This window comes from Thermoleptolyngbya sp. M55_K2018_002, from assembly GCF_015295965.1.
In the GTDB taxonomy this organism is placed as follows: domain Bacteria; phylum Cyanobacteriota; class Cyanobacteriia; order Elainellales; family Elainellaceae; genus Thermoleptolyngbya; species Thermoleptolyngbya sichuanensis.
Genome location: NZ_DVEA01000058.1, coordinates 15,461 through 29,450 on the forward strand (window position 1 = coordinate 15,461; position 13,990 = coordinate 29,450).

The 13,990-nt window shown below is 55.0% G+C and carries 7 protein-coding genes and 1 pseudogene; 4 read left to right on the forward strand and 4 right to left on the reverse strand.

Annotated features, from left to right (window positions below; all coding sequences use genetic code 11):
- The first annotated feature begins 67 nt into the window (after positions 1–67).
- Positions 68–1,306 (forward strand): AbrB family transcriptional regulator, encoded by a 1,239-nt coding sequence (locus IGS51_RS02830; protein WP_297075630.1) that lies wholly within the window; start codon positions 68–70, stop codon positions 1,304–1,306.
- Between the two features lie 12 nt (positions 1,307–1,318).
- Here IGS51_RS02830 and IGS51_RS02835 read toward each other — a convergent pair.
- The 3 genes and pseudogenes from IGS51_RS02835 to IGS51_RS02845 form a co-directional block, all read right to left on the reverse strand.
- A pseudogene (locus IGS51_RS02835) lies at positions 1,319–1,555 on the reverse strand (IS1 family transposase); the annotation flags it as partial.
- Positions 1,556–2,578: 1,023 nt separating this feature from the next.
- Positions 2,579–3,976 (reverse strand): response regulator, encoded by a 1,398-nt coding sequence (locus IGS51_RS02840; RefSeq protein ID WP_297075633.1) that lies wholly within the window; start codon positions 3,974–3,976, stop codon positions 2,579–2,581.
- A 7-nt stretch (positions 3,977–3,983) separates the two neighbouring features.
- On the reverse strand, positions 3,984–6,887 hold the full coding sequence (locus IGS51_RS02845) for a response regulator (protein WP_297075635.1): 2,904 nt from the start codon (positions 6,885–6,887) through the stop codon (positions 3,984–3,986).
- Between the two features lie 1,001 nt (positions 6,888–7,888).
- On the opposite strand from IGS51_RS02845, the gene IGS51_RS02850 reads away from it, so the two are divergent.
- The 3 genes from IGS51_RS02850 to IGS51_RS02860 all read left to right on the forward strand — a co-directional run bounded on the left by IGS51_RS02850 (position 7,889) and on the right by IGS51_RS02860 (position 13,731).
- On the forward strand, positions 7,889–9,391 hold the full coding sequence (locus tag IGS51_RS02850; protein ID WP_297075637.1) for an AAA-like domain-containing protein: 1,503 nt from the start codon (positions 7,889–7,891) through the stop codon (positions 9,389–9,391).
- Positions 9,388–12,984 (forward strand): AAA-like domain-containing protein, encoded by a 3,597-nt coding sequence (locus IGS51_RS02855; RefSeq protein WP_297075639.1) that lies wholly within the window; start codon positions 9,388–9,390, stop codon positions 12,982–12,984. The genes IGS51_RS02850 and IGS51_RS02855 overlap by 4 nt, the downstream gene beginning before the upstream one ends.
- Before the next feature lie 243 nt (positions 12,985–13,227).
- Positions 13,228–13,731 carry a nucleoside deaminase gene (locus IGS51_RS02860; RefSeq protein WP_297075642.1) on the forward strand — a complete coding sequence of 168 codons (504 nt, stop codon included), beginning with the start codon at positions 13,228–13,230 and terminating at the stop codon, positions 13,729–13,731.
- Positions 13,732–13,755: 24 nt separating this feature from the next.
- Here the strand turns inward: IGS51_RS02860 and IGS51_RS02865 are convergent.
- On the reverse strand, positions 13,756–13,990 hold a 235-nt coding region (locus tag IGS51_RS02865; RefSeq protein WP_297075645.1), incomplete at its 5' end, for an SCP2 sterol-binding domain-containing protein.

Here is a 13,990-nt window from a genome sequence, read left to right on the forward strand (position 1 = left end):
TTGGCGGATCGTGAATGCTATACACTCAATGCCAGGGATGTGTTCTCTCACCGCCTGCCTTTGCTGCATGACAGACCCGACCGCGCCACGGATTGAGCCACCTGAAGACACGATTGAGGCGATCGCCGCTGATTTAGAAAGTAGCCTTGGGGTTCAGGTGTTGCGGGCGATCGCCGAAGTGGTGCTGGCGGGTTTCGTCGGGCTGGCGCTCATCATGCTGGGGCTGGGCGGCGGCGCGTGGATTTTGGGCGGTGTTGCAGCCGGGGCGCTGGTCTTTTATGGCGATCGCACCTGGTTTCATCGACCTGCCCTGCCCAACAAAACCCTGCGAAAAATAGGTCAGGTGCTAATCGGTCTAGCGATTGGCTTTTCGATTCGGCAATCTACCCTATCCAGCCTGTCGTCCCAAATTCCTGTGCTGGTGCTGCTGGGGATGACGCTCCTGGTCAGCGGCGGGGTGATTGGCTATTTCTATTCCCGTCTAGAGAAAGTAGACCTGTTAACGGGCGTGCTGGCAACGACCCCCGGCAATATCGGCGTGATGGCCAGCATCGCTGCTGACTACAGCAAAAACACTGCATTCGTCTCGCTGGTGCAGCTTTTGCGCTTCACCACGATTATTGCCGTGATTCCGCTGGTGGCGCAGGTTCCCCACACGACCGATTTACGCAGCACCCTGTCGGCCCTATTGCCCGATGCCCACTGGCTGACTCTGGGCAATGGTCTAGAGCTAGCTGCCGTGCTGACGGCCGCAGCCCTCGCAGCCCAGTTGGGCACGCGGCTAAACATTCCCGTTGCCACCTTCTTTTGCCCCATCCTAGTAGGACTGGGGTTCGCGCCACTGGGCTTTGCAGACTGGTTTGCGGACTGGTTTGCCGGACTGCCCAGCGGCGCTGATGCCAGCTTTAGCCTGCCACCGCTGCTCAAGGTGGTGGGCCAGATTTTGCTGGGCACAACGATTGGCGAATATTGGGCAAATAGCCCGCGCATCACGTTTGGCACGCTAGCGCGGGCCATCATCCCGGTCACGTTGACCTTTAGTGCGGGGCTGCTCACGGCGGCGATCGCCAAAGCGCTGACCCCCTGGGACTGGCTCACTTGTTTGCTGATTGCGGCTCCGGGTGGCTCCCCAGAAATGATCTGGATAGCTCTCTCGCTCCAGCACGATGTGGAACTGGTCACCGCCTCCCATTTGGTGCGCCTGCTGGTGATTAACCTGAGCCTGCCAGGGCTGATCTGGCTGGCTAGCTACATAGACAGCCGTCTAGCTGCTCAGCAGGGCATCGTCATCCATACTGAGCAGTGAAGACATCTCTTGCTGTTTCACCCAGTTAATCACTGTGTTGTGATTAATGCCCGTCAGCCGCTCAATCTCGTGAAAGTTAATGCCAGAGCGATGCATCCGCAGACAAATCTGGCGGGCATCTTCAGAGTATCCCCGCTGGGAATAGAACTCTACAAACTGGCGACCACAGCACTTGCAAAGGTAATTTTGTTTTCCTTGGCGATGGCCATTCTTCCGAATCTGGTTTGAACCGCATTGAGGACATTTCATAGCACAATTAACCAACTACATAAGCCTGAGCCATTACCCGATCTGGGCTGGCTCACGTTTTCAACACAGCAACATCGGTCAGACAAACCGACAACCGCTCTGATAGTCGAAAGTCAGAACTAAGCTCAAAAGTCGTGCCATTGGGGTAAAGCAAAGACCTGCTGCGAAGACAGCGCTCTCACTAGAGTCTGTAAACTGCGCCACAACGCCTGCAGAGGGCAAACCCATAAGTGTGATCAAAGACCAACACCCGGCAACGCCACGACCTGAGACTGCTCGTGTATTTTGCTTATGTATCTCGCTTGGTGAAAGAAATGTCAAAAACGTGCCGTGCGGCATACGGACTACTCACGCTTCGTTCCCAACTCCAAATTGACTCGAATCCTAAAATGCCAAGACACTGCCAGCAGGCTTACATACCTTGCCAAAACAGTCGACATAGAGTTGAGAAACCGCACAAAAAAGAGAACAAACCTTCTTGAACGAACTGAACCCGAAAACAGACACACCTAGACACGAACCCTGCAACCCGCAAAAACGCACCTGCCCCATTTGCAAAGCGGTTTTAGATCGAATTACTCCCTAATACAATCCCATCTTTAGGTGAAAAAAAACATAGCAGTTTGGAAATTTAAGTCATCCATTCGGGGGATTGCCAAAAGACATAAAGACATAATGTTACCCGCTGTATAGGTTTATCTATATTTAGAGTAATTTATAGTAGGCATTTAGGGGCGTATATACAGGTACTGTTATACAGGTACTGTCAGAATAATCTCAGATAGGTCAGCTTGCATGGGACTTACGCAGTTGGACAATTCGCGAGAAATCGTCCAAAACCCAGAAAACTCATCGCAAGCGCGTGAGTCTTGGAGACATTTAAGATATTTAATATATTTAAGATGCATACTAATCGGTTCGATCGGGCATTGCAGCGGCACAAAACCAACGCCGCCAAGCCAGACCTACAAACTGAAGGCACCCTGAAGCTGCTCTCTATAAAGAGAAAATAGTGCGCCTGTTCTAAGGGCGAGAGACAGGAGAGAGCGCGAGATCGCTGATGGGTATGGAAATTGAAAATGTAGTGCAATGATCCTCGAAGGCATAGGTGAGGTGCCCGTAGTGTTGCTCCTCAATAATGCGGCGAGTCGTCACTAGCCCCAGCCCCAGCCCTTTCCCCGCAGGCTTGGTGCTAAAAAATGGTTCAAACAAACGGCTCTGCTTTTCCTGGGAAAGACCGATGCCGTTGTCTTGAATCTGGAGCAGGACGCGCCGCTCCGACTCTTGTTGAATCGTGATTACGACCTCTGGCGTGTAGGGAACCTCTGAGGGATTTTTCTCCAGATGGTCTAGCTTTGCTTCGACAGCATCGACAGCATTGACCAGTAGGTTAAAAATTGCCTGACTGATTTGCTCAGCGTAGCAATTGACCAAGGGAATAGGCTGATAGTGTTTGCGAACCTGAATGGTCGTGTCTGTGGAGCGGTTTTCCAGACGATAGCGGAGGAGGGTTAAGACCGTTTCTACTGTATCTTGCAGGCTGATGCGCTTGAGGCCGGCTTCGTCCAGATGGGTAAAGCTACGCAGCGCCGACACGACAGTTTTGATGCGGGCTGCGCCTGTTTTCATCGACTGCAAAATATTGTTCAGGTCGTCAACAACAAAATCTAGATCAACCTCGGTCTGGAAGTTGCGGATGGCGGCGGGGGGGTCTGGGTAGTGTTGCTGGTAGAGCTTGGCCAACTTCAGGATGTTTTGTACGTACTGGCGGGCTGGCTCGACGTTGCCAGAAATAAAGTTCAGCGGGTTGTTGACTTCATGGGCGACCCCAGCCACAACCTTTTTCAGGGTAGACATTTTTTCCTGCTGGATCAGGCTTGCCTGCGCTCGTTTGAGATCTTCCAGGGTCTGCCGCAGCTTTTGGTTTTGAGTTTTTTGCGATTCCTGAAGCGATCGCAACATGAGTTGGGTCTGAATCCGCACCAGCACTTCCTCAAGCTGGAAGGGCTTGGTGATGTAGTCTGAGCCGCCGACCTTGAAGGCCTGCACTTTATCCAGGGCATCGCTGCCTGCACTGAGGAAAATGATAGGGATGTGCTGAGTATCAGGGTTTTCTTTGAGTTTGGCGCAGAGTTCATAGCCGTTCATCTCGCCCATGTTGACATCGAGTAAGATCAGGTCTGGCAGCAAGGCGGCGATCGCCCGCAGTGCCATTGCCCCGCTGGTGGCTTTGCGGACTTCGTAGCCCTGCGCCATCAGAAATTTTGACAAAAAGCGGATGTTATCAGGGATGTCGTCCACGATCAGCAGATCGGGTCGGGGTGAATTCGGCGGTTGCTCCGACACTGAGATGAACAATGGGTTTAGGGTGGCGTTGGGCATAGAGTCTGGCATACTGGTGTGCTGAGATGTCTCAGCCATCAGGGGATTAGGATGCAGCATTAGGAAGAAGCGGCTGAGTCGCCGCCAGAATTTTGTCGAATTGAAATTCTTGGGCCAGGTAAGACAAGGTTTGATGCAGTTCGGCTTGATCGGAAGAAAGTTCGCCCAACAGGTCTAAAATCCGCAGGTCGTTTCCCTGGAGGGCAGCCTGATGAAGATTGGCAATCCAGGAAGTTGGAATCGACTGAAACTGCTCCGGCTCTAGCTGCATAGGGAGGGTTGCGCTGGCGCTGCCCGCTGCATGTTCTGATGGAACATCGTCGTAGACATAGCGTACAGAGAGATGGCGGGCGATCGCCTCAAAGATTTGCTCTCGCTTAAAGGGCTTGCTGATAAAGTCGTCGCAGCCCATATTGAGAATCTCCTGGCGCTGCTCTCGGAAGGCGCTGGCCGTGAGGGCGATGATGCAGGTGCGGCTGGCGGTGGGGTCAGTGTCTAACAGTTTCTCTTCTTCCTGACGAATCTGCCGAGTTGCCTCGTAGCCATTCATCACGGGCATTCGCATATCCATCAGAATGAGGTGGGGTCGCCAGGCTTTCCAGAGGGCGATCGCCTCTTGCCCATTGGTCGCCTGCTGCACCTCAAATCCATGAATACTGAGCAACCGGATCAGCAAATCTCGATTCACCGGATGATCTTCTACCACCAGCAGGCGGCAGGTGGGCTGATCCATTGCCAACCCCAATACCCGTCCTTTTGGCTCCGTCGTTTCGGGGACGCAAAGGAATTCATCCACCGCATCTGCCTGGATGCAGAAGGTAAACACGCTGCCTTGCCCCAGCGTGCTGCGAGCCGTGATGTCGCCCCCCATCATCTGTATATACTTGCGGCTGATGGTCAGCCCCAGGCCGGTTCCTTCTGAAGCGTTCATGCCGCTGCGAGTCTGTTTGAAGGGCTTGAATAGCTGGTCTAGCTCGTCTTCAGCGATGCCATAGCCCGTGTCCTCCACTTCAAACACCAGATACATGGGCGTGTATTTCTGAGCAGCAGCATTGCCTGATTCGGAATTGGACGGCAAGTGGGATGCTGTTGGGCTGAGTCCGGATTGCGTTGCCAGCTTCACCGCTCCTTCGGAATGGGCTTCAGCGTGGGCTGTAGAATGAGCCGCTGCATCTATAGAACCTAGATACAAGTCGGTAGGTGAACGGTAGAACGCTAGCAGATCCGAGGCTGCCAAATCGCTGGAATGCAGGACTGCACGAACTCGTAGCGTTACGCTACCTTCTTCTGTAAATTTGATCGCGTTGCCCAGCAGGTTAATAAGAACCTGGCGCAGTTTGCCTTCATCGGTGGCGATCGCCACGGGCAGATCCGCATCTAGCTTAAACACGAGCCGCAGCCCTTTCGCATTTGCCCGGACTTGCAGCATACTCTGCAAACTGTTGAGCAAATCCTGGAGGTTCACCACGCTCTCCTGAATGGTGAGTCGCCCCGCCTCAATCTTCGACATTTCCAGCACGTCGTTGATCAAGTGGAGCAAATGCTCCCCGCTGGCTTGAATGGTATCTAGGTCATGCCGATAGTCTTGATGAAGGCTGTGATCGAGGCTGAGTAGCTGACTAAGACCCAGGATGGCATTCAGCGGAGTCCGCAGTTCGTGACTCATGTTGGCCAAAAACTCGCTCTTTGACCGATTTGCGGCATCGGCCTGGTCTTTTGCCCGCTGCAAGTCGTCTGCCTGGGTCTGAGTTTGGGCCAGCAGTTCTGCCTGCTGCACGGCAACCCCAAGCTGACTGCCAATTTGCAGAATCATCTGGACTTCGCTGTCTTGCCACTGGCGCGGAGCGCTGTTTTGATAGGCGGCAAGCAGACCCCAAAGCTGATTGTGGCAAAAGATGGGAACGATGGTGTAGGCGCGGGCCTGCAAGGTTTCTAAAACATTGATATAGCAGGGTGAAAAGCCCGCCGTGTAGATATCGGGAACGCAGCAGTATGCGCTGGTCTTTTGCCGATAGATGCCGCCGCCGGTGTTTTGCAGATAGGTGTCCTGGATCAGGGTTTCTGTGCCATCAAACTGCCTGACTGTGCAGCCCGACTGGTCGATCAGTCTGTCAGGGTCAGCCTGCTGACCCGCTGTGCCCTGTGGACGAGATGCATGAGACTCGTTTTGGGAAGCCTGGGAAGCAGATTCCGGCGGCACGACAATTTTGCTCCAGCCGTCGGCGACCGATTCGGCAACCACTGCGCCGCTCCAGTCTGGGTTGAATCGATAAATTAGGGTGCGATCGCACGCCAGGGTTTGCCGCAGTTCGTGGGTGGTCGTTTCAAAAATATGGCTAAGGCTGAGGCTCTGGCGCATCCGCTGCACCACGCGGGCGATCGCCTGTTCCCGCTCAAACGACTGCTGTAGCTTGCGCTCGGCAATGGTGCGCTCCTCGATCTCCTGACGCATTGCCTCGTTGGTTTTCAGCAGTTCGCTGGTGCGCTCCTGCACCCGCACCTCCAGCAAAGACTCTGCCTGTTTGCGCTGCTCCACTTCGGCGGCAAGCTGACGGTTTAGCCGCTCTAGCTGCTCAGGGCTTTTGAGGGATAAAAACTGCGGCACCAGTTCCACAAGCTGAATCGCGGTGTAACAGGAGACAAATGCAGTTAGCGCCCGCTCCAACCCCGAAAGCCAGTAGTCTGGATGCCACAGCGTCCAAATGTCGAACAGGTGCCCAATGCCACACAGCACGATAAACGCGCTGAAGAGGAAAAACACCCTGGGAAAGGGCAAGTCTTCGCGCTTGCGGACGAAGTAAATCAGGATTGCTGGAATGGAGAAATAGGCGATCGCCACCAGAGCATCGCTGACCACATGCAAGCTAACCAGCGGGGTTTGCCAGAGATAGCAATGCCCGTGGGGGATATACTGCTCAGACGATAGAAGACCCTTCAATGGATTAAACATTTTGCTACCAAACCGCAAACAAACAAGAAACGCACTGAACTCAGTCTAGGGAGAAACCGCCAGTCGGAGAAAACAGCTTAAAGGGCAAATCGAGCAACAAACACAGATTTAGAGATAAGGGATGTAAAGATAAGGAGTTTGGTAAAAATAGTCACCCTTTAGGAGGTTGACAGAGTTTCTGAAATGTCGAAAATGGCTTGAAAATATCAAATAAGGCTATATTTCGAAGATTCTCGTTAAAATTAGGATACCCACAATTCCAAGGGGATGCCCAAACGGGTGCGAGGTTTTACAGAAGAAAGTCCAAAATGCAGTCCGTACAACAAGGATGTTACAAATTTACTCACCGTTGTTTTGCCCGTACGGAGTTGCCTCGATTCCTGGGGGCTGTGAGATGAGAGCTTGCCTACAAACCTATTTACTAAGCGCTTAATGGCCGGAAGCCTGCCTCAGCAAAAACAGGGAAACCGAGCTATCTTTTCCGAAAGCTATCTTTTCTGGGAACCTCGATTAATTGCCTTATTGAGAATTTCAGTAGCCTGAAACCCTCGTTTTCTCGCAGCCATTCTCAAGAGAATCTGAATTTTTCGAGGTACCCTTCTGAAATAGCATCGGATATCGCTTGCAATGATAGAAATCTAATTTCATAGCCGGATGTCTGTGCTGGACTTCTGTTGTAAAGGGAGGTGTTGCATAGTAGAGACAGTTAGGAAACTTATCGGGGATTTCTCTAAAGTTTTTACAGAAGATTTGCGGGTAAGATGAATGGGTATTAGGGCTGAGCGGCCAAAAAACTGGCCTAATGGGTCAACGAAGCGGGCGATCGCCTGCGTTAAACCTGAATTTAGAAAGCGGATCTCTGGCGGTAGTGTACGGCAGGTCGCTTGCTCCGCATGTCTATCATTGGGATTGGCGGAATAAAAGGGGCTATGGCGACAACGGACGCAGATCGGGCGACGATATCACGTATATCAAAATCAGGTGCAGCGAAGCAGTCGAAAATGAAACGACGGCGAGGAGTAGTGCTGACCCATACAGGGCTGAAGCGGTTGCAAGCGGCGATCGCCGCTGTAGAAATCGCAGAAAATAATGGTGAACGCTTTACATTAGAAGATCTGGGCGATCGGATTCGGGTATCTACGAAAACCCTCAGCCGCCTCTGGTCCCTCAACTCCGGACTCGATCGGAGAACGCTGCACCTCTGCTTTAGTAGCTTTAATTTAGATTTGCAGTCTGGGGATTACGTTGTCGTCGGCGATTTGGCGGAACCTGAAGCCACCGTCAATGAGCCGAATCATCTCAGCGCCACTCCCTCTTGCGGAGCCGAAACCAGACCAGTTCCCCAGAATTTGCCCAGTGCGCCCGATTCTTCGCCCGCCTCTTCTACAGTCAACAGCCTCGAAACAAGCCCAACGGCAGCTCAAACCCCACTGCCACCGGGGGCGCAGCCCTATCCCGACGGGCCCGTGCCGCTCGACTCACCCTTTTACGTCGATCGCCCGCCCATCGAGGCGCTGGCCTATCAGGAAATTTCCCAGCCCGGTTGCGTTGTTCGCATTCGTGCCTCACGCGGCATGGGCAAGACCTCGCTGACTCTGCGCCTGCTGACGGTAGCCGAAGCGCAGGGCTATCGCACGGTGACGCTGGATTGCAATCAGTTTGACTCGTCGCTGCTGAATGATCTCAACAAGTTCTTGCGGAGCTTTTGTCTGCGGCTGGCGCAGGCGCTTCATATTCCGCCAGACCTGGAGGACTATTGGGATGAAGACATTGGCAGCAAGCTCAGCTGTAGCTTTTATTTGAAAACCTATCTACTCAAGCAACTCGACGCGCCCGTTGTGCTAGTGCTGAACGAGGTCGATCGATTTTTTGAGCATACGGCCTTTGCCCAGGACTTTTTTCCGCTGCTGCGCTCGTGGTATGAGGAGTCGCGGCGAGATACGGCGCTGCGAAAACTGCGCCTAGTGGTGGTCTATTCTACAGAAGAGTATGTAGCGCTGGATATCAATCAGTCGCCCTTTAATATTGGCTTACCGCTGCGGCTGCCGGAGTTCTCGGCTGAGCAGGTGCTAGATTTGGCGCAGCGGCACGGGCTGCCCTGGGGCATGGATGAGGTGGAGCAATTGATTGACCTGATCGGGGGGCATCCGGCGCTGGTGCGGATGGCACTCTATCACATTTGCATCTATGGACTGTCGCTGCCGCAGTTGGTGCAAGGGGCGATCGCCACGGGCGGCATTTTTCGTCCATACCTGTGGCGACACTGGGTGACGATGCAACAATATCCAGACCTGCTGGCGGCGCTTCGGGCAGTCGTGCTGCCAGATCCGCCTCAGAGCGTGCTGCTAGACCCACTCCATGCCTATCGGCTAGAAAGTCGGGGCTTGCTGCGCTATGAGGGCGATTCGCGGAGCGATCCCTGCGGGAATCGTGTGCTGTCGCGCTGTCGGTTGTATCACCACTACTTCCGGCAGCAGTTTCTATCGGAGTCGCCCTTGCCATGAGATATCAGGTCGGCGGCAGCCTCCGCGCCAGCGACCCAACGTATGTAGTTCGCCAGGCCGATGAGCATCTCTATCAAGCGCTGGGTCGGGGCGAGTTTTGCTATGTGCTGAATTCGCGGCAGATGGGCAAGTCGTCGCTGCTCCAGCGCACCAGCGCTCGTCTTCAAAAAGCGGGCTATCTCTGCATCTATCTCGACATTACGCAACTAGGCAGCGAAAACCTGACACCGCTCCAGTGGTATCGCGGCATTATCACGACCCTGCACCACGGCGTAGGTCTGGATGGCCAGCTTAGCTTGAAGCAGTGGCGGGATGACCATGCCGACCTCTCGCCTGTGCAACAGTTGCATCAGTTTGTGGAAGATGCCCTGGCGTTTCGGTCGGGGCAGCAGCCCATTGTAGTTCTGATTGATGAAATCGACGGCCTGCTGAGTCTGCCCTTCGGCGTGAGCGATTTCTTTGCCTGGATTCGGCATTGCTATAATCAACGATCGCACAATCCGCTGTTTCAGCAGTTGAGCTTCGCGCTGTTTGGCGTAGCCACGCCCTCTGACCTGATTGACGACAAGCGTCGAACCCCGTTCAACATTGGCACGGCGATCGAGCTATTTGGGTTTCAGCCAGATGAAGTTGACCCGCTAATCGAAGGGCTGGTGGGGATTGTCAGCCAGCCGTCTGCTGTGGTGCGGGCGATTCTGGATTGGACCAACGGACAGCCGTTTCTGACCCAAAAGCTCTGCCATCTGGTGGTGCAGACTGCGCTGGAGGCTCCATCGGGCAAGCTCGTGCTGCCACCGGGCACTGAAGCGCTGTGGATTGATCAACTGGTGCGATCGCGCATTCTCCAGCACTGGGAATCGCAAGACGAGCCAGAACATCTGAAGACGATCCGCGATCGCCTTTTGTTTAACGAACAAACTGCCAGTCGCCTCCTGGGCCTCTATCAGCAAATCTTGCAGCAAGAGACTGCCGACATGGAGTTTCTAGCGCCTCCACCTTTTGCAGACTCCCGATGGGAACCATCCACCGCCACCCATCCAAAACCTAAAATCCAAATCCTACCCGACTCTCCCGAACAAACCCACCTCCTCCTGTCTGGCCTGTTGGAAAAACACAACGGCATCCTGCGCGTCAAAAACCGCATTTACAGGGCCGTGTTTGATGAAGCCTGGGTCAACACGCAGTTGGATCGGCTGCGCCCCTATGCCCAATCGCTCAATGCCTGGGTGGATTCTGGCTTTCAGGACGAATCGCGGCTGCTGCGGGGGCAAGCGCTCCAGGCGGCAGCCGAATGGGCCCGGGGCAAAAGCCTGAGCGATTTGGATTATCAGTTTTTGGCAGCCAGCCAGGGGCTAGATCGGCGCATCATGCAGCAGCAGCTTGAAGCAGAACGGCTGCATGAAGTCGAGACACGGCTAGAGCTAGAGCGCCAGAGTTCTCGCAGCCAGCGGCGGCTATTGTTGGGCATGGGCATTGCGCTGGGCGCTGCGGTGATGTCTGGCTTGGCGGCGCTGAGTGCCTATCAGCGGTCGGCGGTGAGCGAGGTGCGGGCGATCGCTGCTGCTTCCAGGGGTAACTACGCCTCACACCAGCGGCTCGATGCACTGTTCCAGGCGATGCAGGCGCGTCACAAATTTCAATCGCTGCTATTCCTCGACCCCACCCTGCGCCAAGATCTGGATGCGAAAACTGACAAGGTTTTGGCGCAAGCGGTTCAGGGTGCAGATGAAACGAATCGCCTGGTTGGTCATCAGGGGGGAGTCCTGGCGGTAGACCAGAGTGCCGATGGCAAGTGGATTGCATCGGGGGGCACCGATCGCACGGTCAAGCTCTGGAAGCCCGACGGAACCCTGGTTCGCACCCTGTCTACCAGCGCCACGCCCCACGGTATCCACATCAGCCCCAATAGCCAGTTTGTGGCAGCGGCGAATGTAGACGGCATGGTGCAATTGTGGACTCTGGATGGCACGGTTAGCTTGACGCTGAAAGGGCATACGGCCCCGGTGTGGAACGTCACGTTTAGCCCGGATAGTCGCTTTTTGGTGTCTGCCAGTGGCGATCGCACGCTCAAGCTCTGGCGCGTTGCCGACGGCAGCCTGGTTCGCACCCTGACGGGCTACGATGCGGCCACCTGGCAGGCCGTGTTTAGCCCCGATGGGCAGCAAATTGCATCAGGCAGCACCGACGGAAAACTGACTTTCTGGACAGTGGATGGCACGTTGATCCGGTCTATCCAGGTCAGCGATACGCCTGTGTGGAGCGTTGCCTACAGCCCGAATGGGCAAGTGATTGCCACGGGCAGTGGGGATAGTCAAATCCGGTTTTGGAGCCGGGCCGGTCGCCTCTCTAAAACCCTGGAAGGTCATAACGCCGAAGTGTTGCAGGTTCGCTTTAGCGCCGACGGCAGAACCCTCGCCTCCGCCAGCGCCGACCGCACAGTCAAGCTCTGGCGGAGCAACGGAACCCCGTTGAGAACGTTTCAAGGCCATCGGGCAGTTGTTCGGAGTGTGGCGATCGCAGCGGACAACCAGACTATTGCTTCTGCATCAGAAGATGGACAAGTCAAGCTGTGGAAACCGTCGTCGTTCTCGATCCCCCTGATTGGGCTACCAGAAGTTGTTAATCAAGTCGCCTATAGGCCTCAATCACCCGGAGAGCCACTGCTATTGGCGACCATCTCTGGAACGCAGGTTCACCTCTGGCGATCGGATGGAGAACTAGTCAATCGATTCAGTTTGCCAGAACGTCTCAACTCCGGCGCATTTGCCCCAGATGGCAAAACCCTGGCCCTGGGTAGTGCAGACACAGACCTTTACTTGCTTGACCTACAAAGCCGCACTACAACAGCGCTTTCAGGCCACACGGCTTCCATTATGAGCGTGCAGTATAGCCCCGACGGACGACACATTGCCTCCGTAGGAGACGACGGGGCCCTGCGGCTCTGGACGCGCAGGGCAGACGGTTCATTTGCACCACACCAATCGATTCTGGTGCATCCGGCATCGCGGATCTGGAGCGTGGCCTTTAGCCCCGATGGTCAGCAGGTGGCGACCGCGGCTATTGACCGCACGGTTAAAGTGTGGGGTCTGGAACTGGATGGACGGCTATCCCCAGAACCGCGGCTAACCCTGGCAGACCATATGGGGGCCGTGTGGGGGGTGGCGTTTAGCCCAGATGGAACTTGGCTGGTGTCTACGGGGCGCGATCGCACAATTAGGCGATGGAGCCGCACGGGAGAACTACTAGAAGCAGTTGAGGTAGACGGGCTGGGCCTGTCGCGGGTAGCCATCAGTCCAGACGGTCAGCAGGTCGCAGTCGGCAACATGGACAACACCGTGACCGTGTGGAACCGCACCACCGGGCGCTTGGTTAATCTGCAAGGGCACAATTCGGGCGTGCGATCGATTGCCTTTAGCCCCGATGGAAAGACGGTGGTATCGGGGGGCGAAGACCGGGTAGCCATTATCTGGAATATGGATTCTCTGCTGGATCTGGATTTGATGCGCTATGGCTGCAACTGGCTGCGGGATTACTTTAAAACCCATCCGACCCTGAACGAGGGCGATCGCCAGCTTTGCCGCAAGTTTTTCTGAGCGCCCGGGCCGGTGGGCAAGCCAGTGCAAGCGGAATCCTCGTCAAGCAACATTCGGGTCAACCTCATGGCGATAGATAGAGTACAGTCTGATGGATTAAGCAATACTCCCTGGCTTCGGATGCTCGCTGGGTGACAAATTGGCGGGGCGAAGCCGGGATATAGTCGGTCATGGGCGAGCTTAATTTTGCGGAGTCGCGCTGAGTGTGGTGTAAGCGCGAATTTTGAGAAAGACGTATGCCTTATGCCTTACACCTTCGACCATCCAGACCCCACGACAGCGCAAATGCTGCATCATCTGCGGCGGGCCAATGCGATCGCCCTCCGCGCTAGGGGCTTTGGGCATCATCCCTTCGGGGCAATTCTGGTCGCGCCGGATCACGAAACCGTGCTGCTGGAGCAGGGCAATGTCAACCCAGTGAACCACGCCGAGTCGGTGCTGGTGCGGGTTGCCAGCACTAATTTCAGCCCAGAGTATCTGTGGAACTGCACGCTTTACACCACCGCCGAACCCTGCGTTATGTGTGCGGGAACCCAGTACTGGGGCAACATTGGGCGCTTGGTCTATGGCATTGCCGAAACCAGCCTGCTGGCGCTGACGGGCAGCGACGCGCAAAACCCGACGCTGAGCCTGCCCTGTCGCCAGGTGTTTGCCGCTGGCCAAAAGCCCATCCGCGTGTGGGGCCCGTTCGATGCGCTGGAAGCTGAAATCATGCAGGTGCATCAAGACTTTTGGCGATCGCCCTGAAGCATCTCGCAAAACTTGGGCAGATTATGTGGGAAAGCATTTTCCAAATGCCTGGAGCAGGCGAGGCGAACCCTGGATGCGAATTTTTCGGAGCAGCAGCGCCCAGATTAGATTTTGCTCTTTTGCAATGAATCTGAGCCAGGTCTTACTATCAGCAATGACCGAAAGATTGGCATTTCCCACCAGACCTGACTGCACCTGTACCGTCTTATTTTGAATCGTAACGGTGGCTTGACAGGGTTCCGTGCCGGTAAACGTG

What these genes read in the sequence shown, in the direction of transcription:
- IGS51_RS02830 (WP_297075630.1), top strand. Translation starts at nt 68, where the DNA reads ATGACAGACCCGACCGCGCCACGGATTGAGCCACCTGAAGACACGATT.
- IGS51_RS02840 (WP_297075633.1), bottom strand. Translation starts at nt 3,976, where the DNA reads ATGGCTGAGACATCTCAGCACACCAGTATGCCAGACTCTATGCCCAAC.
- IGS51_RS02845 (WP_297075635.1), bottom strand. Translation starts at nt 6,887, where the DNA reads ATGTTTAATCCATTGAAGGGTCTTCTATCGTCTGAGCAGTATATCCCC.
- IGS51_RS02850 (WP_297075637.1), top strand. Translation starts at nt 7,889, where the DNA reads ATGAAACGACGGCGAGGAGTAGTGCTGACCCATACAGGGCTGAAGCGG.
- IGS51_RS02855 (WP_297075639.1), top strand. Translation starts at nt 9,388, where the DNA reads ATGAGATATCAGGTCGGCGGCAGCCTCCGCGCCAGCGACCCAACGTAT.
- IGS51_RS02860 (WP_297075642.1), top strand. Translation starts at nt 13,228, where the DNA reads ATGCCTTACACCTTCGACCATCCAGACCCCACGACAGCGCAAATGCTG.